Annotated in this window: 20 protein-coding genes; 2 read left to right on the forward strand and 18 right to left on the reverse strand. The window is 62.5% G+C overall.

All coding sequences use genetic code 11. From position 1 onward, the window contains the following. Positions 1 to 36: 36 nt before the first annotated feature. The 10 genes from BMZ46_RS11640 to ccmA all read right to left on the reverse strand — a co-directional run bounded on the left by BMZ46_RS11640 (position 37) and on the right by ccmA (position 7,420). Positions 37 to 444: a hypothetical protein gene (locus tag BMZ46_RS11640; protein WP_039769751.1), complete on the reverse strand. Its 408-nt coding sequence runs from the start codon at positions 442 to 444 to the stop codon at positions 37 to 39. A gap of 25 nt (positions 445 to 469) precedes the next feature. Continuing rightward, entirely contained in the window at positions 470 to 1,672 is a 1,203-nt protein-coding gene (gene ccmI / locus BMZ46_RS11645) for a c-type cytochrome biogenesis protein CcmI (RefSeq protein ID WP_007959249.1), read from the reverse strand. Next, positions 1,669 to 2,139, reverse strand: coding sequence for a cytochrome c-type biogenesis protein (locus BMZ46_RS11650; protein WP_011333089.1), 471 nt, complete (start codon positions 2,137 to 2,139; stop codon positions 1,669 to 1,671). The genes ccmI and BMZ46_RS11650 overlap by 4 nt, the downstream gene beginning before the upstream one ends. Next, complete coding sequence (locus BMZ46_RS11655; protein ID WP_039769747.1) at positions 2,136 to 2,672, reverse strand: DsbE family thiol:disulfide interchange protein; 537 nt, start codon at positions 2,670 to 2,672, stop codon at positions 2,136 to 2,138. Before BMZ46_RS11655 ends, BMZ46_RS11650 begins: the two co-directional genes overlap by 4 nt. After that, positions 2,669 to 4,657, reverse strand: coding sequence for a heme lyase CcmF/NrfE family subunit (locus BMZ46_RS11660; RefSeq protein WP_064594418.1), 1,989 nt, complete (start codon positions 4,655 to 4,657; stop codon positions 2,669 to 2,671). Before BMZ46_RS11660 ends, BMZ46_RS11655 begins: the two co-directional genes overlap by 4 nt. Positions 4,658 to 4,660: 3 nt before the next feature. After that, complete coding sequence (ccmE, locus tag BMZ46_RS11665) at positions 4,661 to 5,116, reverse strand: cytochrome c maturation protein CcmE (protein ID WP_011333086.1); 456 nt, start codon at positions 5,114 to 5,116, stop codon at positions 4,661 to 4,663. Then, a complete protein-coding gene (gene ccmD / locus BMZ46_RS11670; protein ID WP_011333085.1) occupies positions 5,113 to 5,289 on the reverse strand; it encodes a heme exporter protein CcmD in 177 nt (58 codons plus the stop codon). The genes ccmE and ccmD overlap by 4 nt, the downstream gene beginning before the upstream one ends. Then, positions 5,286 to 6,041 (reverse strand): heme ABC transporter permease, encoded by a 756-nt coding sequence (ccmC, locus tag BMZ46_RS11675; RefSeq protein ID WP_039769743.1) that lies wholly within the window; start codon positions 6,039 to 6,041, stop codon positions 5,286 to 5,288. Before ccmC ends, ccmD begins: the two co-directional genes overlap by 4 nt. Positions 6,042 to 6,119: 78 nt before the next feature. Further along, positions 6,120 to 6,788 (reverse strand): heme exporter protein CcmB, encoded by a 669-nt coding sequence (ccmB, locus tag BMZ46_RS11680; RefSeq protein ID WP_011333083.1) that lies wholly within the window; start codon positions 6,786 to 6,788, stop codon positions 6,120 to 6,122. Next, a complete protein-coding gene (gene ccmA / locus BMZ46_RS11685) occupies positions 6,785 to 7,420 on the reverse strand; it encodes a cytochrome c biogenesis heme-transporting ATPase CcmA (RefSeq protein WP_007959232.1) in 636 nt (211 codons plus the stop codon). The genes ccmB and ccmA overlap by 4 nt, the downstream gene beginning before the upstream one ends. A gap of 197 nt (positions 7,421 to 7,617) precedes the next feature. On the opposite strand from ccmA, the gene BMZ46_RS11690 reads away from it, so the two are divergent. After that, entirely contained in the window at positions 7,618 to 9,192 is a 1,575-nt protein-coding gene (locus BMZ46_RS11690) for a flagellar hook-length control protein FliK (protein WP_074687548.1), read from the forward strand. Continuing rightward, positions 9,189 to 9,518, forward strand: a complete 330-nt coding sequence (locus BMZ46_RS11695) for an EscU/YscU/HrcU family type III secretion system export apparatus switch protein (RefSeq protein WP_039769740.1) — start codon at positions 9,189 to 9,191, stop codon at positions 9,516 to 9,518. Before BMZ46_RS11690 ends, BMZ46_RS11695 begins: the two co-directional genes overlap by 4 nt. A gap of 186 nt (positions 9,519 to 9,704) precedes the next feature. Here the strand turns inward: BMZ46_RS11695 and BMZ46_RS11700 are convergent, their stop codons facing one another. From BMZ46_RS11700 to BMZ46_RS11735, 8 genes are all read right to left on the reverse strand, one after another. Then, on the reverse strand, positions 9,705 to 10,097 hold the full coding sequence (locus tag BMZ46_RS11700) for a DUF2802 domain-containing protein (RefSeq protein WP_039769738.1): 393 nt from the start codon (positions 10,095 to 10,097) through the stop codon (positions 9,705 to 9,707). Beyond that, entirely contained in the window at positions 10,098 to 10,583 is a 486-nt protein-coding gene (locus BMZ46_RS11705; protein WP_007959223.1) for a chemotaxis protein CheW, read from the reverse strand. A gap of 73 nt (positions 10,584 to 10,656) precedes the next feature. Further along, a complete protein-coding gene (locus BMZ46_RS11710; protein WP_074687547.1) occupies positions 10,657 to 11,610 on the reverse strand; it encodes a CheW domain-containing protein in 954 nt (317 codons plus the stop codon). A 2-nt stretch (positions 11,611 to 11,612) separates the two neighbouring features. Continuing rightward, the gene (locus tag BMZ46_RS11715; RefSeq protein WP_007959220.1) at positions 11,613 to 12,401 is read right to left on the reverse strand and encodes a ParA family protein; all 789 of its coding nucleotides are present in this window, start codon (positions 12,399 to 12,401) and stop codon (positions 11,613 to 11,615) included. 43 nt (positions 12,402 to 12,444) lie between these two features. Further along, positions 12,445 to 13,335 carry a flagellar motor protein MotD gene (motD, locus tag BMZ46_RS11720; RefSeq protein ID WP_011333075.1) on the reverse strand — a complete coding sequence of 297 codons (891 nt, stop codon included), beginning with the start codon at positions 13,333 to 13,335 and terminating at the stop codon, positions 12,445 to 12,447. 12 nt (positions 13,336 to 13,347) lie between these two features. Continuing rightward, positions 13,348 to 14,088, reverse strand: coding sequence for a flagellar motor protein (locus tag BMZ46_RS11725; RefSeq protein WP_039769734.1), 741 nt, complete (start codon positions 14,086 to 14,088; stop codon positions 13,348 to 13,350). Continuing rightward, on the reverse strand, positions 14,088 to 15,224 hold the full coding sequence (locus BMZ46_RS11730; protein ID WP_074687546.1) for a protein-glutamate methylesterase/protein-glutamine glutaminase: 1,137 nt from the start codon (positions 15,222 to 15,224) through the stop codon (positions 14,088 to 14,090). Before BMZ46_RS11730 ends, BMZ46_RS11725 begins: the two co-directional genes overlap by 1 nt. Positions 15,225 to 15,273: 49 nt before the next feature. Then, positions 15,274 to 17,544 (reverse strand): chemotaxis protein CheA, encoded by a 2,271-nt coding sequence (locus BMZ46_RS11735; RefSeq protein WP_074687545.1) that lies wholly within the window; start codon positions 17,542 to 17,544, stop codon positions 15,274 to 15,276. Positions 17,545 to 17,585: the final 41 nt, after the last annotated feature.

The following is a 17,585-nucleotide window of genomic DNA, read 5'->3' on the forward strand; positions in this document are numbered from 1 at the left end:
ACAGCAAAACGGCGATCCAAAGATCGCCGTTTTTCATTACTGCCCGAACTGCTTGCCCAGTCCCGCCGGTACGCCGTGGATGTTGGTTTCTTCCCACGGGCCGTTGGGGCTGATCGAGCGGCTCCAGCCGTTGTTCCAGCGGTAGTAGGTGCGCTGACGGTAGAAGGTGTTGGTCTGGTCGTCGAGCACGTAAACGCCCAGTTTCTGGTCCCAGTGGCTGTTGCCGCCCGGTGGTGGGGCGAAGCTGGCGGAGGTGCGCGGGACAGGTTTGGCGGGTTTGGCCGGGATGCCCGGTTTGCTCGGCGTCGGGCTGGTCGACGGGGTCGGGCTGGGTTGTGACGGTGGGATCGGCGGCAGCCGTGTGGTGGGCTCCGGTCGTTGCACCGCACATGCGCTCAAGCCCAGGGCCAGTGTGAGGACTGTGATTCGGGCGATGGCGTTCATGGCGGTGCTTTCCTGTTGGTTCCGGCTATTTGTCCGGGCTGTCGATGGTCAGTGTCTGCGGCGCGGTGGTGCTGCTGGCCAGAGGCCCGCTGCGACCGACCCACTCACCGGCGGTCGGCTGACCGGCACGGGAGATGCGCGCAACCAGTTGGACTTCGGGGAAGTTCGACAGTTTCAATTGCGGCATCATCGCGTCGGCATCACCCAGTTCGACGGTCACCGGCAGATCGGCGACGGTCAGGCGCTTGGCCGCCAGCGGTGCCGGCGGGCCCGAGGTGGCGCGGGCAAAAATGAATACGCTGTCACCCGGTTGCACTTTGGCTTTGAGCTCGCTGGCCAGATCCACACGCACTTTCAACAACGCCGCCGCTTTCGCCGCCGGTGCCTGGGCGACCTTGCCGCCGCTGGCCTGCAGTTTTTCGGTGGCGCGGGTGATACCACCCTGCAGAGCCTCGCGGGATTTGTCCTGTGGTGGCAGTTGCGCCAGCAGACGGTTCCAGTAGTCGATGGCCTCCTGATAACGCTCGCCTTCGAACGCGGCGATGCCCAGCAGGCCGAGACTGGTGACTTCTTTCGGATCGGCTTTCAGCGCTTCATCGGTCAGAGCCTGAACCTTGTCCGACCATTTTTTGTTGTCGGCGAAGTATTGGGCCTGCGCCCACTGGCCGAGCAGTTCCGGCTGACGACCGGCCAGATTGACGGCACGCTCGAACATCTTCGCCGCATCAGCCGGACGATCCTGGGCCATGTAAGTGCGACCGAGGAAATACACGCCTTCAGCCGAATCCGGCTGCGCAGCAACTGCGCGTTCCAGACGCTGGGTCATCTCTTCCATTGACTGCGGTGCCTGGGCGAACTCCCGGGTCAGCTCGACCTTGTCGCTCGCGCCAAAGTGCAGGTACAGACCGAGGCCCAACACCGGCACCAGCACGGCTGCCAGCAATGGCAACGGCTTGCCCAGACGCGAAACCCGCGCCGGCGCCACACCTTCGGTGTCGGCCAACAGTTCCCGGGCCGCTTCGGCGCGGCCGCTGTCCATTTGCGCGGCGTCGAGCACGCCTTCCGCCTGCTGCGATTGCAGCTCGGCGACGCGCTCCTGATACAGCGCGACGTTGAGAGCGGTTCGATCCTCTTCACGCTGGGCGCGACGTTCGCGCAGAACGGGGATCAACAGAAAACTCAGGGCGACCAGAAGCAACAGCCCTGCGGCAAGCCAGAAATCAATCATTCTTGGTTTTTATCCAACAGTTGGTCGAGGCGCTGACGCTCTTCAGGAGACAGCGATTGCGGCGTCTCGGCGCGTTGCCCGCGACGGCGGCGGACGATCACGGCAATCACCACGAACCCACCCAGCAACAGGCCGGCCGGGCCGAACCAGAGCAAAGCGGTCTTGGCATTGAGCGCCGGTTTGTAGCGGACGAAATCACCGTAGCGGTCGACCATGAAGTCGATGATCTGCTGATTGTCCTTGCCCTCGCCGAGCATGCGGAAAATCTCTTTGCGCAGGTCGGCGGCAATCGGCGCGTTGGAGTCGGCGATGTCCTGGTTCTGGCACTTGGGGCAGCGCAGTTCCTTGGTCAGCTCGCGGAAACGCTCGCGATCGCCTTCTTTGGCGAACTCGTAGGTGTCGATGGCGGCGTGGGCCACGCCGGCCAGGCTCAAGCCCAGCACCATGGCGGCTAAAAAGCGCTTCATGGCTTGGCCTCGTCGACCAGCGCCTGATACTTGGCCGCCAGTTTTTCCCGCCAGACCTGCTCGTCGATCACCCCGACGTACTTGTCGCGGATGATGCCCTTGGCGTCGATGAAGAAGGTTTCCGGCGCACCGTAGACACCGAGGTTCAGGCCCAGCGAGCCTTCGTCGTCGCGGATGTCCAGTTGATACGGATTGTGGAATTCGGCCAGCCACTTCAACGCATCGGCGTTGGTGTCCTTGTAGTTGATGCCGTAGATCACCACGCCGCGCTCGGCGAGCTTGTTCAGCACCGGGTGCTCGACCCGGCAGGAAATGCACCAGGTGCCCCAGACGTTGACCAGTGCCGGTTTGCCGAGAATGTCGGACTTGGTCAGGGTCTTGTCGCCCTGCACTGCCGGCAGGGAAAACTCCGGGAACGGCTTGCCGATCATCGCCGACGGCAGCTCCGCCGGATCCAGGTACAGACCGCGATAAAGGAATACGGCCACCAGCAGGAAAATCGCCAATGGCACCAGCATTAACCAACGTCTCATGCAGCGGCTCCTTCCATGCCCAGCGCTTCACGCACGCGGGCTTTGACCTTCACTCGATAACGCCGATCCAGCGCCGCCAGCAGACCACCGAAACCGGTCAGCAGACCGCCGAACCAGATCCAGCGCACAAACGGTTTCACATGCACCCGCACCGCCCAGGCGCCATCGCCCAGCGGTTCGCCCAGGGCGACGTATAGGTCGCGGGTGAAACCGGCGTCGATCCCGGCCTCGGTCATCACCGAGTTCTGCACGGTGTACAGACGTTTTTCCGGGTGCAGCACGCTGATTTCCTGACCGTTGCGGATCACCCGGACGGTGCCCTTGTCGGAGGTGAAGTTCGGGCCTTCGAAATGTTTGGCGCCTTCGAACACGAACTGATAACCGGCCAAGTCCATCGACTCGCCCGGCGCCAGGCGCAGGTCACGCTCGGCACTGTTCTGGCTCGACAACACCACGCCCAGCGCACAGACGGCGATACCGAGGTGGGCGATCTGCATGCCCCAGTAACTGCGGGTCAGGGTCGGCAGGCCTTTGATCAGACCTTTGTGGCGGGTCTTGTCGAAGATGTCGCGCACGCCGGCCAGCAACACCCAGGCCGCGAGCAGGAACGTCGCGATGACGGCCCAGTTGAAATCGCCGTAAGCGACACCGGCCACCACCGCCAGGGCAACGCTGCCCAGCAGCACCGGGGTCAGCATGCTGACCAGCCATTTAACCGGGGTGTCTTTCCAGCGCACGATCACGCCGACTGCCATCACCAGCATCAACAGCGCCATCAACGGAATGAACAACGCGTTGAAGTACGGCGGGCCGACCGACAGCTTGGCGCCGCTGATCGCATCGAGAATCAGCGGATACAGGGTGCCGAGCAGGATCATCGACGCGGCCACGACCAGCACGAGATTGTTACCCAGCAACAGGGTTTCCCGCGACCACAGGTTGAAGCCGACCTGGCTCTTGACCACTGGCGCACGCAGCGCAAACAACGTCAGCGAACCACCGACCACGAACAGCAGGAAGATCAGGATAAACACGCCGCGCTCGGGATCGGAGGCAAACGCGTGCACCGAGGTCAGCACGCCGGAACGCACGAGGAAAGTGCCGAGCAGGCTCAGGGAGAACGCGGCAATCGCCAGCAACACCGTCCAGCTCTTGAACACGCCACGTTTCTCGGTGACCGCCAGCGAGTGAATCAGCGCCGTGCCCACCAGCCATGGCATGAAGGAGGCGTTCTCCACCGGGTCCCAGAACCACCAGCCGCCCCAGCCAAGTTCGTAATAAGCCCACCACGAACCGAGGGTGATGCCGATGCCGAGGAAGGCCCAGGCAACGATGGTCCACGGACGCGACCAGCGTGCCCATGCCGCATCGAGACGACCGCCCAGCAGTGCGGCGATGGCGAAAGCAAACGCCACCGAGAAACCGACGTAACCCATGTAGAGCATCGGCGGATGGACGATCAGGCCGATGTCCTGCAGCAATGGGTTGAGGTCACGACCGTCGGCCGGGATCTGCGGCAGGATCCGCGAAAACGGGTTCGAGGTGAGGATCAGAAACAGCAGGAAACCGGTGCTGATCATGCCCATCACCGCCAGCACGCGGGCGAGCATGACTTGCGGCAGTTGCCGGGAGAACACCGACACCGCGAAGGTCCAGCCGCCGAGGATCAACGCCCACAGCAGCAGCGACCCTTCGTGGGCGCCCCACACCGCGCTGAACTTGTAGTACCACGGCAAAGCACTGTTGGAGTTCATCGCGACGTAAGCCACGGAGAAATCGTCGGTCATGAACGCATAGGTCAGGCAACCGAAGGCGAATAGCAGGAATGCGAACTGCCCCCACGCCGCCGGTTGGGCGAGGCCCATCCACAGACGGTCGCCGCGCCAGGCACCGAGCAACGGCACCACGGCCTGCACCAGCGCGAAACACAGCGCCAGAATCATGGCCAGATGGCCCAGTTCAGGAATGAAAATGCTGGATGTCATCGATCAACCCTCCTTCGCAGGGGTTGGCGCGGATTGACCGCTGTCCTTCAGGGCCTTGGTCACTTCCGGCGGCATGTATTTTTCGTCGTGCTTGGCCAGCACTTCATCGGCAACCACCACGCCGTCGGCGTTGAGCTTGCCCAGCGCGACGATGCCCTGCCCTTCGCGGAACAGGTCCGGCAGGATCCCGCGATAGGTGATGGTCACGGACTTGTTGAAGTCGGTGACCACGAATTTGACGTCCAGCGAATCCGTGGAGCGTTGCAGCGAGCCCTTCTCGACCATGCCGCCGGCGCGGATGCGGGTGTCCTGCGGCGCTTCGCCGTTGGCGATCTGGGTCGGGGTGTAAAACAGGTTGATGTTCTGCTGCAGGGCGCTCAGGGCCAGGCCGACGGCAGCGCCGACCCCGACCAGAATTGCCAGGATGATGATCAGACGCTTTTTACGCAGCGGATTCACTTGCCGTTCTCCCGGCGCAGACGACGCGCCTCTTGTTGCAGATAGCGCTTGCGGGCCGCGATCGGCGCCGCCACGTTGAGGATCAGTACCGCCAGACAGATGCCGTAGGCCGACCAGACATACAGGCCGTGATGGCCCATGGCGAGGAAGTCGCCGAATGACGCGAAACTCATCGAGCGGCCTCCAGGCTGTTCTGCACTTCTTCTTTCACCCAACTGGCGCGGGCTTCGCGCTTGAGCACTTCAAGGCGCATGCGCAGCAACAGCACGGCGCCGAAGAAACAGTAGAAACCCAGCACCGTCAGCAGCAGCGGCAGCCACATTTCGACGGGCATCGCCGGTTTTTCGGTGAGGGTGAAGGTCGCGCCCTGGTGCAGGGTGTTCCACCACTCCACCGAGTATTTGATGATCGGAATGTTGATCACACCGACGATGGCCAGCACCGCGCAGGCCTTGGCGGCGCTGTCGCGATTGCTGATGGCGTTGCCCAGGGCGATCACGCCGAAGTACAGAAACAGCAGAATCAGCATCGAGGTCAGCCGCGCGTCCCAGACCCACCACGAACCCCAGGTCGGTTTGCCCCAGATCGCTCCGGTGACCAGCGCCACGGCGGTCATCCAGGCACCGATCGGCGCGGCGCATTGCAGGGCGACGTCGGCCAGTTTCATCTTCCACACCAGCCCGACCACACCGCACACCGCCAGCATCACGTAGATCGACTGAGCGAGCATCGCGGCGGGCACGTGGATATAGATGATGCGAAAGCTGTTGCCTTGCTGATAGTCCGGCGGCGCGAAGGCCAGGCCCCAGATGACGCCAACGCAGATCAGCAACAACGCGGCGAGGCTCAACCACGGCAAAAACTTGCTGCTGATGCCGTAGAACCACTTGGGCGAGCCGAGCTTGTGAAACCAGGTCCAGTTCATACTGTTTCCATCACGGGTGCCGCTCATCGGTGTGAGCAGTCTCAGGGTCTTTGCTGGTTAAATTTTAACCAGACCTCATTATTCGCCGACGCTGATCTTCAGGCCAGCCGCTATTGCAAAAGGTGTCAGGGTTATCGCCAGGGCGGTCAGGCTGCCAAGCCACAACAGATAACCAAGCGCCGGCATGCCCTGCAACGCCGCCTGCAAGGCGCCACTGCCGAGGATCAACACCGGGATGTACAACGGCAGAATCAGCAGCGCCAGCAACAGGCCTCCGCGTTTCAGACCGACCGTCAGCGCCGCGCCCACCGCGCCGAGCAAGCTCAGCACCGGTGTTCCCAGCAGCAACGAAAGCAGCAATACCGGCAGACACGCAGCCGGCAACCCGAGCATCAACGCCAGTAACGGCGAGAGCAAAACCAGTGCCAGCCCGGAAAAAAGCCAGTGTGCCAGCACCTTGGCCAATACCAGAAGTGGCAGGGGGTGCGGCGAAAGGACCCACTGTTCAAGGGAGCCATCTTCGAAATCACTGCGGAAAAGCCCGTCCAGCGAGAGCAGGACCGACAACAGTGCCGCCACCCAGACTAACCCCGGGGACAAGTTTTGCAATACTTGAGTTTCCGGTCCGACGGCCAGCGGGAACAGCGCGATGACGATGGCGAAGAAAATCAGCGGATTGGCCAGCTCCGCCGGGCGGCGGAACAGCAGTCGGGATTCACGGGCAACCAGCAGGCCGAACACACTCATACCGCCCAATTCCCCAGGTCGATGTCGCGATAACCGGCCGGCATCCGGCTCAGCGTGTGGTGGGTGGTGAGCACCACCAGCCCTCCCCGTTCGCAGTGCCCGGCCAGGTGTTCTTCAAGCTGTGCCACGCCCTGTTTGTCCAGCGCAGTGAACGGTTCATCGAGAATCCACAACGGCGGGCTATCGAGATACAACCGCGCCAACGCCACGCGGCGCTGCTGGCCGGCGGACAGGCTGTGGCAGGGAACATCCTCGAAACCACGCAATCCAACCGCCGCCAGGGCCTGCCAGATCGCGTCGCGTTCGGCGGGTTGATGCAGGGCGCAGAGCCAGGCGAGATTTTCTTCCGGGGTGAGCAAGTCCTTGATCCCGGCAGCATGGCCGATCCACAGCAGGTTGCGCGCCAGTTCGCTGCGTTGCTCGCCCAGTGGCTTGCCGTTGAGCAATACCTGGCCATCGGTCGGCTGCATCAGACCGGCCAGCAAACGCAGCAAACTGGTCTTGCCGCTGCCGTTGGGGCCGCTGATCTGCACCATATCGCCACTGGCCAGTCTCAATTCGAGATTGTCGAAGAGCAGTCTGAGATCACGTTCACACGCGAGGGCGACGGTTTGCAGGACAGGACTGGTCAAGGGATCACGGGCCTTATACGGTTCAAGTCGGCTCTGGCGCGGCCGTTAAAGAGTTGCAGCATAAATGCAATGACGGCTCAATCCAGAGAGCTGCGTCAAACAATTGCTATGTTTTTTGAACGAATGGAAGGACGGGCGGCATTATACATGGCGTCCCCCGCTCTCCCGAGTGCATTTTCCTCAGGTTGTGTCCGCGTATGACAGGCGAAATGAACATCCTCCCGCTCCCGCCCACCACCCCGGCGACCGTTCGCCCGCAGGTGGGTGAGCTGCTGAAGTTGCTGACACCGGTCGACGGGCTGATTGCCGCCGGCCAGAGCGCAAAAGCCGAGGTGTTGTCGCTCAAGCAGGCGGATCAGACCTTTCAATTGCTGCTCAAGGTGACGCTGGACAGCGGCCGTCAGACCACCGTGCAGGCGACCAGCAATCTGCCGCTGCCTCAGGGCACCAGTCTGGCGATCACCCAGCCGTCAGCGGGCAATCTGGCGATCACCGTGCAACAGGCCATCGCCAGCAGCGTCGCCACCCTCACCCGCATCGACACCGCGCAATTGCCGGTTGGCACGCTGCTGCAAGGCAAGGTGCTGACGGCTCAGACCTTGCCGCAGGTGCCGGGGCAGCCGACCGTATACCGCTCGATGGTCAGCCTGCTCAACACCGCGTTGAGCGGCAGCACCTTGACCATCGACAGCCCGCAACCGCTGCGCATCGGCACCCTGCTGTCGGCGCTGGTGCAGGACTCGCAGACCCTGAAGTTTCTGCCGCTGAGCAATCGCCAGGAACAACTGGCGGTCAGCCAGCAGCTGGTCAGCCAGCAAAGCCGTCAGGGCTCTCTCGACGGCTTGCTGAAAATGCTCCAGAGCCTGCCCCCCGCCACCGATCAGACGTCCCAGGATTTGCGCGCGGCCGTGGACAAACTGCTCGCCAATCTGCCGGACGTGCAGCAACTGAGCACGCCGAAAGGTCTGGCCCAGGCGCTGGCCAACAGCGGCGTGTTCCTTGAGACCAAACTGCTGACCGGGCAAAACCCGACGCTGGCCCCGGACATGAAAGCCGATCTGCTCAAGCTGATCGCCCAACTCACCCCCGGCCTGCCCGGCAACACCAACCTGAACGCGATCATCGCCGCCAACACGCTGGCTCAGGCATTGCCGAGCTTCGTACGCAACGCCCTCGGCATGCTCGGTCAGGTCAGCGCAAAACCGGTGCCGAGCAGTTTCCCGCTGCCCGACCGACTGCTGCAAAGCCTGAAAGGTGAAGGCGATCTGGAGCATTTGCTGCGCCTCGCTGCGGCTGCCGTGTCGCGCTTGCAAAGTCATCAGCTGTCGAGTCTGGAACAGACCGGCGTCACCGATGACGGTCGTCTGCTCAGCACCTGGCAACTGGAAATCCCGATGCGCAATCTGCAGGACATCGTGCCGTTGCAGGTCAAGTTCCAGCGCGAAGAAGCACCGGAGAAACAGGATGCGAACGAGCAGCGCCGCGATGAGCGCGAGCCGAAACAACAACTGTGGCGCGTCGATCTGGCGTTCGACATGGAACCGCTGGGGCCGATGCAGATTCAGGCACAGTTGATCAGCGGCAGCCTGTCCAGTCAGTTGTGGGCCGAGCGGCCGTACACCGCGAGCCTGATCGAAAGCAACCTGACCGCCCTGCGTCAACGCCTGCTGGATTCCGGGCTGAACGTCGGCGACCTCGACTGCCACCTCGGCACCCCGCCGCAAGGCATCCAAACCCGCCTCGAACACCGCTGGGTCGACGAAACCGCATGAATGACACCACCGCTCCACGCCAGGCCATCGCCCTCAAATACGACGGCAGCCACGCCCCGACTCTCACCGCCAAGGGCGACGAAGAACTGGCCGAAGAAATCCTGCGGATCGCCCGCGATTATGAAGTGCCGATCTACGAAAACGCCGAGCTGGTGAAGTTGCTGGCGCGGATGGAACTGGGCGACAGCATCCCCGAAGAGCTTTACCGCACCATCGCCGAAATCATCGCGTTTGCCTGGAACCTCAAGGGCAAGTTTCCGGCGGGACAGGACCCGGACGCACCGATGGTCGAGAAAGACATCACCGAACGCGGCGATGATTACTGAAGGCAAAAAAAAACGCAGCCATCGATGACTGCGATTTTTTTCGCTGATTGTTCCCACGCTCTGCGTGGGAACACCCGCCCGTGACGCTCTGCGTCACCCTTCACACGCGGAACGCGGAGCGTTCCAAGATGCATTCCCACGCAGACGGTTCGACGCCTCGACGTGGGAACGATCCAGGGGTGACGACTAGTTCTTGTGCAGCTTGCGCATCAACTCCGCCTCAGCCTGGGTCAACCCGCAGGACTGGGTCAGCTCATCGACGCTCGCGCCCATCCCCACCAGTTTCGCCGCCTGGGCGAATGACAGGCTGGAAGGATCGCGCTGTTCGAGCTGGGAGAGTTTGTCCGGGATCGGACTGACCACCGCGCGCAGCTCGTGCAGGGCTTCGCCCATGCGCACGTTGCCGTTCTGGTAATCGTCGACACGTTTGGCCAGGTCCCTGATGCGCTGATCACGCAGCGCATCGCCCTGGGCCTGTTGCGCAGCGATCACACGCTGCGCCTTGATGTACGCCAGAAACATCGCCAGCGTGCCTGCCCAGAACAGGAACAGGACAATGACCGCTACCTCGAGAATCAATCAGATGTTCTCCAGTTCCGACCACTCTTCTTCGCTCATCATCTTGTCCAGCTCGACCAGGATCAGCAACTCGTTGTTCTTGTTGCACACGCCCTGGATGAACTTGGCCGACTCTTCGTTACCGACGTTCGGTGCAGTCTCGATTTCCGACTGACGCAGGTAAACCACTTCAGCCACGCTGTCGACCATGATGCCCACGACCTGCTTGTCGGCTTCGATGATGACGATACGGGTGTTGTCGCTGATCTCACCGCTCATCAGGCCGAAGCGCTGACGGGTGTCGATCACGGTCACCACGTTGCCGCGCAGGTTGATGATGCCCAGCACGTAGCTTGGCGCACCCGGAACCGGAGCGATCTCGGTGTAGCGCAGGACTTCCTGAACGCGCATCACGTTGATGCCGTAGGTTTCGTTATCCAGCTTGAAGGTCACCCATTGCAGGATCGGATCTTCGGAACCCTTTGCCGCCGTAGCCTTGTCGTTCATACCCTAGCCCCTCGAAAAACCGCGCCTGGCGGTGTGTGTTTCGTTCGCCGGCATTTGAATGCCGGTACTGTCTTTATGTCGGTTTGTGGTTCGGCTTACTGCCGGACATGTGCTTTGCCCCACCGCTGGCGATCAACTCGGCCAGTGCGGAAACATCAAGCAAGGCGCACATGTGTTCAATCACCGTGCCGGCGAGCCATGGCCGCTGACCTCGGTGACTTCTCCATTTGATTTCATTCGGGTCCAGACGCAACGAGCGACTGACCTGATGCACCGCCAGGCCCCACTCGTAACCCTGCACCGAAATCACGTATTGCAGGCCCTGACGGAAGTCATCGCGGTAGCGATCCGGCATGACCCAGCGTGCGGTGTCCAGCACCTTCAGGTTGCCGGCCTGGCTTGGCAGGATGCCGAGGAACCATTCCGGCTGACCGAACAGCGGCGTCAGCTCATGGCCGGCCAGCGAATAGATCGAGCCGAGGCACACCAGCGGCACCGCCAGCGTCAGCCCGGCCACGTCGAACAACAGGCATTCGAACGCTTCCGAAGCCCAGGCGGGACGACCGTCGGTTTCCACCGGTGGCGGCGTGTTGCTGGGTGGCAGATGCACTTCCACCAGTGGCGCAACCAAGGTCGGTTCGACCGGGGCTGGCGCAGGCGCTACAGGCTCGGGCTCTGGCGCCGCCGGAGCCTGTGGCGTTTGCAGAAGTTGGGTTTGCAGCAGCGGTGCCAGGGTCGATACCACGCGCACCGGCTCAGGCTCTTTGATCAACGTCGCAGGTGCCTTCGCTACCTCAGCGGCAGGCGCTGCAACCGGGGCGACCGGCCGGGTGGCTTTTTGCGCATCCCGGGCCTGCTCTTCAAGCACGGCGGCCTGGAATTCATCGAGCGCCGCAGCGGTCTCGATCACCTCGACCGGCGCTGCGATTTCCTGCTCGACCTCGTCCGTCACTTCCTGCAGCAAGCCGTCCAGATAGGACTGCAACGCCAGTTGCGGCTTGGACGTCAGCTTGATCGGCCGATTCATGCTCAGGCCACCTGCGGAACGAGTTGCTGCGCCAGCAGATGCTTGAGCAGCGCGCGGTAAGCCAGCACGCCACGGCTCTTGCCGTCGAACTGCGAAGGGGTGACACCGGCACGACTGGCGTCACGCAGACGGGTATCGACCGGGATGTAACCCTGCCAGATCTCGTCGGGGAATTTGTCGCGCAGCACGCGCAAGGTGCCCATCGACGCCTGGGTGCGGCGGTCGAACAGGGTCGGCACGATGCTGAACGGCAGCGCCTGTTTGCGTGAGCGGTTGATCATCGCCAGGGTGTTGACCATGCGCTCCAGGCCTTTGACGGCCAGGTGCTCGGTCTGCACCGGGATCACCAGTTGCTGACTGGCGGCCAGCGCGTTGACCATCAGCACGCCGAGCAATGGCGGGCTGTCGATGATCGCGTAATCGAAGTCCTGCCACAGCTGCGCCAGACTCTTGGCGATCACCAGACCCAGGCCACTCTGCCCCGGCGACTGGCGCTCGAGGGTGGCCAGCGCAGTGCTCGATGGCAACAGGGAAATGCGTTCGTCGCTGGTCGACAGCAGCAGTTGGCCCGGCAGGCCTTGCGGCACGCTGCCCTTGTGTAGAAACAGGTCGTAGTTACTGTGTTCCAGGCTGTCGGGGTCGTAACCGAAATAGCTGGTCATCGAGCCGTGCGGGTCGAGATCGACCACGACCACGCGCTTGCCCGCCTCTGCCAGCAAACCGGCTAAAGCGATGGAAGAAGTGGTTTTACCAACACCACCCTTTTGATTGGCGACTGCCCAGACTCTCATTCGGATCGTTCCTCCCGGCCGGGATACTCGGCCGAGACATGGTTCAGCGTATTAATGCGGGCGACGGAGAATTGACGGCACTCTCGCGTCCCGGCGTCTTGACCGGGGTCGGTGCAGTTTGTGTGCCAGCACGCTTCAACGCGGCGTCCGGTTGCGCATGAGCGGTTCCGGTGCCGGTGAGGCTGCGGCGCACATCGAGATTGCGCGACACCACCAGTACCACACGACGGTTTTTCGCCCGGCCTTCAGCGGTGGCGTTGTTGGCCACCGGCTGGAATTCGCCGTAGCCCACCGAGGCCAGGCGGCCAGGGTTCACACCCTGCATCGCCAGCATGCGCACGATGCTCGCCGAACGCGCCGAGGACAGTTCCCAGTTGGTCGGGTACTGCGCAGTGCGGATCGGTTGATCGTCGGTGAAGCCTTCGACGTGGATCGGGTTGTCGAACGGTTTGAGGATCGCCGCGACCTTGTCGATGATGTTGAACGCGATGTCGCTCGGCATCGCATCACCGCTGCCGAACAACAGGCTGGAGTTGAGTTCGATCTCGACCCAAAGCTCGTTGCCGCGCACGGTCATCTGGTTCGAGGAGATCAGGTCGCCGAACGCAGCGCTGATGTCATCGGCGATGCTTTTCAGCGGATCGCTGGCTCCGGCGATACCTGCGTCGACCTGTTCGGCGTCCTTGACCAGCGGCTTGGCCGGGGTAACGGTCTTCGGTCGTTCTTCGCCGATCGGAATCGGCTTTAGCGCACGGTCGGAGTCGGTGAAGACCCCGATCAGCGCTTCGGAGATGATCTTGTACTTGCCTTCGTTGATCGACGAGATGGAGTACATCACCACGAAAAAGGCAAAGAGCAAGGTAATGAAGTCGGCGTAGGAAACCAGCCAGCGTTCATGGTTTACGTGCTCTTCATGCTGGCGACGACGTGCCATGAGGTCAGTCCCTTAATCCATGAAGCCCTGAAGCTTCAACTCGATGGAGCGTGGGTTTTCACCTTCAGCGATCGACAAAATACCTTCCAACAACATTTCGCGATAACGCGACTGCCGCAACGCGATTGACTTGAGCTTGGCGGCCACCGGCAACAGGATCAGGTTGGCACTGGCCACACCGTAGATGGTGGCGACGAACGCCACCGCAATCCCGTTGCCCAGTTGCGACGGATCGGCCAGGTTGCCCATCACGTGGATCAGGCCCATCACCGCACCGATGATGCCGATGGTCGGCGCGTAGCCGCCCATGCTTTCAAACACTTTGGCGGCCTCGATGTCGCGGGCTTCCTGAGTGTAGAAATCCACTTCGAGAATGCTGCGGATCGCTTCCGGCTCGGCGCCGTCGACCAGCAGTTGCAGGCCCTTGCGCGAGTAGGCGTCAGGCTCGGCATCCGCCACGCCTTCCAGACCCAGCAGGCCTTCCTTGCGGGCGGTGAGGCTCCAGTTGACCACGCGGTCGATGCCGCCGGCCAGGTCCACCCGCGGCGGGAAAAAGATCCAGGCCAGAATCTGCATGGCGCGCTTGAACGCGCTCATCGGCGACTGCAGCAGCGCGGCACCGATGGTGCCACCAAGCACGATCAGCGCTGCCGGGCCGTTGGCCAGCGCGCCGAGGTGACCGCCTTCCAGGTAGTTGCCGCCGATGATGGCGACGAACGCCATGATGATCCCGATAAGGCTTAGAACATCCATCAGACGCATGCCTCGACGATGTGCTTGCCGATATCGTCCAGGCTGTACACCGCGTCGGCGAGGTCAGCTTTGACGATGGCCATCGGCATGCCGTAAATCACGCAACTGGCTTCGTCCTGGGCCCAGACCGTGCTGCCGCCCTGCTTGAGCAGGCGCGCACCTTCACGGCCGTCGGCGCCCATGCCGGTCAGTACCACCGCCAGAACTTTGTCACTGTAGGATTTGGCTGCAGAACCGAAGGTGATGTCCACGCACGGCTTGTAGTTCAGACGTTCGTCGCCCGGCAGGATTTTCACCGCGCCACGGCCATCGATCATCATCTGCTTGCCACCCGGTGCCAGCAGCGCCAGGCCCGGACGCAGGATGTCGCCATCCTCGGCTTCCTTGACGCTGATGCGGCACAGCTTGTCCAGGCGTTCGGCGAAGGCCTTGGTGAAGGCCGCCGGCATGTGCTGGATCAGTACGATCGGCGCCGGGAAGCTGGCCGGCAACTGGGTCAGGACCCGTTGCAGCGCGACCGGGCCGCCGGTCGATGTACCAATCGCGACGAGCTTGTAGTTCTTGCGTTTCGGCGCCGGCGACGAAGCGCTGGCCGCTGGCGCGCGAGTCGGTGCGGGCGCGGGCGCCGGACGGGCCGGAGCGCTGTGGCTGCCAAAGCTCGACGGCGCTGCTGCCGGAGTCGGTGCAGGCGTCGGTGCAGCGGCAGGCGCCGGCGCACTGTAGGCACTGAAACGACGGTTACTGCGCGAGATGCTGTGAACCTTCTCGCACAGCAGTTGCTTGACCTTCTCCGGATTGCGGGAGATGTCTTCAAAATTCTTCGGCAGGAAATCCACCGCGCCGGCATCCAGCGCATCCAGGGTGACCCGGGCGCCTTCGTGCGTCAGCGAGGAGAACATCAACACCGGTGTCGGGCAGCGCTGCATGATGTGCCGCACGGCCGTGATGCCATCCATCATCGGCATCTCGTAGTCCATGGTGATCACGTCCGGCTTGAGGGCCAGGGCCTGATCGATCGCCTCTTTACCGTTGGTTGCCGTGCCGACAACCTGGATGCTCGGATCCGCTGAAAGAATTTCCGAGACGCGGCGGCGGAAAAAACCCGAATCGTCCACCACCAGGACTTTGACTGCCATAAACACTCCATTAGGTGCGGCGGGACGTCGTCGCCCCGCCACCCCGGATTCAAATACGCCGTGCGGCGTAACGCTTGAGCATGCTCGGAACATCGAGAATCAGTGCAATGCGGCCGTCACCGGTGATGGTGGCGCCGGACATGCCCGGAGTTCCCTGGAGCATCTTGCCCAGTGGCTTGATGACCACTTCTTCCTGGCCGACCAGTTGATCGACGACGAAGCCGATCCGCTGGGTGCCCACCGAAAGGATCACCACATGGCCTTCGCGCTGCTCTTCGTGAGCGGCGGAGCTGACCAGCCAGCGCTTGAGGTAGAACAATGGCAGCGCCTTGTCCCGCACGATCACCACTTCCTGGCCGTCCACCACGTTGGTGGTCGACAGGTCGAGATGGAAGATTTCGTTGACGTTCACCAGCGGGAACGCGAACGCCTGGTTGCCGAGCATCACCATCAGGGTCGGCATGATCGCCAGCGTCAGCGGCACCTTGATGACAATCTTCGAGCCTTGGCCCTTGGTCGAGTAGATGTTGATCGAACCGTTGAGCTGGGAAATCTTGGTCTTCACCACGTCCATGCCGACACCGCGGCCGGACACGTCGGAAATCTCGGTCTTGGTCGAGAAACCCGGGGCGAAAATCAGGTTGTAGCACTCGGTGTCGCTCAGGCGATCGGCGGCATCCTTGTCCATCACACCGCGTTTCACGGCGATGGCGCGCAGGACGTTCGGGTCCATGCCTTTGCCGTCGTCGGAGATCGACAGCAGGATGTGGTCGCCTTCCTGCTCGGCCGCCAGGATCACCTTGCCGCCACGGGCCTTGCCCGAGGCTTCGCGCTCTTCCGGCGACTCGATGCCGTGGTCGACCGCGTTGCGCACCAAGTGGACCAGCGGGTCGGCCAGTGCCTCGACGAGGTTCTTGTCGAGGTCGGTCTCTTCGCCCACCAGTTCCAGGTTGATCTCTTTCTTGAGCTGGCGTGCCAGGTCGCGAACCAGACGCGGGAAGCGGCCGAAGACTTTCTTGATCGGCTGCATCCGGGTCTTCATGACGGCGGTCTGCAAGTCGGCGGTGACCACGTCGAGGTTCGACACGGCCTTCTGCATCGACTCGTCGCCGCTGTTCAGGCCCAGACGCACCAGACGGTTACGTACCAGCACCAGTTCGCCGACCATGTTCATGATTTCGTCGAGACGTGCAGTGTCCACACGTACGGTGGTCTCGGCTTCGCTCGCCGGTTTTTCCGGTGGCGGCGTCGCCGGTGCACGAGCCGGAGCCGGTGCAGCAGCGGCGGCAGGCTTGGCCGGCTCGGCTTTCGGCTCAGGTGCTTTTGCAGCAGGTTTTGCCGCAGCGGCCGGGGCCTTCGCAGCAGGTGTTGCAACAGCCGAAGAATTACTGGCAGTCACGACCGCACCGGTGGCGACGTCAGTGAACTTGCCTTTGCCATGCAGATCGTCGAGCAGCGATTCGAACTCGTGATCGCTGATCAGATCGCTACCGGCCGCAGCCGCTGCCGGAGCAGCCGTTGCAGGAACCGAAGCAATCGCCGACTCCAGCGCATCGACGGCAAAGTTGCCCTTGCCGTGCAACTGATCGAGCAAGGCCTCGAATTCGTCGTCGGTGATGTCCGAGCTGTCGCCCGCCGCCGGAGCAGCAGGTGCAGCGGTCGTCGGTGCCACGGCGTCGGCCGCGAACTGGCCTTTGCCATGCAACTGGTCGAGCAGCGACTCGAATTCTGCGTCGGTGATTTCATCGCTGGCCGCTTCGGTGGAAGCAGGCGCAGCGGCAGCCGCCGGGGCTTCGGCTTCGGCCTTGACGGCGTTCAGCGAGTCCAGCAACTGTTCAAATTCGTTATCGGTGATGTCGCCCGAATCGCCTTCGACGACCAGTTCTTCGATCATCTCGGCAACCGGCGAAGCCGGGGCTTCATCCGCCGATTGCGGTTCGGCCAGACGCGCCAGGGCGGCCAGCAGTTCCGGGGTGGCGGCGGTGATCGGGCTGCGATCGCGGACTTCGCTGAACATGCTGTTCACCGCGTCCAGCGCTTCGAGCACCACGTCCATCAGTTCTGCATCGACGCGCCGTTCACCCTTGCGAAGGATGTCGAACACGTTTTCGGCGATGTGACAGCACTCCACCAGCTCGTTGAGCTGAAGGAAGCCGGCGCCCCCTTTTACAGTGTGGAAACCGCGAAAAATTGCGTTGAGCAGATCTGCGTCATCCGGGCGGCTTTCCAGCTCGACCAGTTGTTCGGACAGTTGCTCAAGAATCTCGCCGGCCTCAACCAGGAAATCCTGAAGGATCTCTTCATCGGCGCCGAAGCTCATTAATGGGGTGCTCCTACAGGTCTAAAAACCCAAAAAACCTA

Origin of the sequence: Pseudomonas sp. NFIX49 (assembly GCF_900115915.1) — a bacterium.
Lineage (GTDB): Bacteria > Pseudomonadota > Gammaproteobacteria > Pseudomonadales > Pseudomonadaceae > Aquipseudomonas > Aquipseudomonas pharyngis.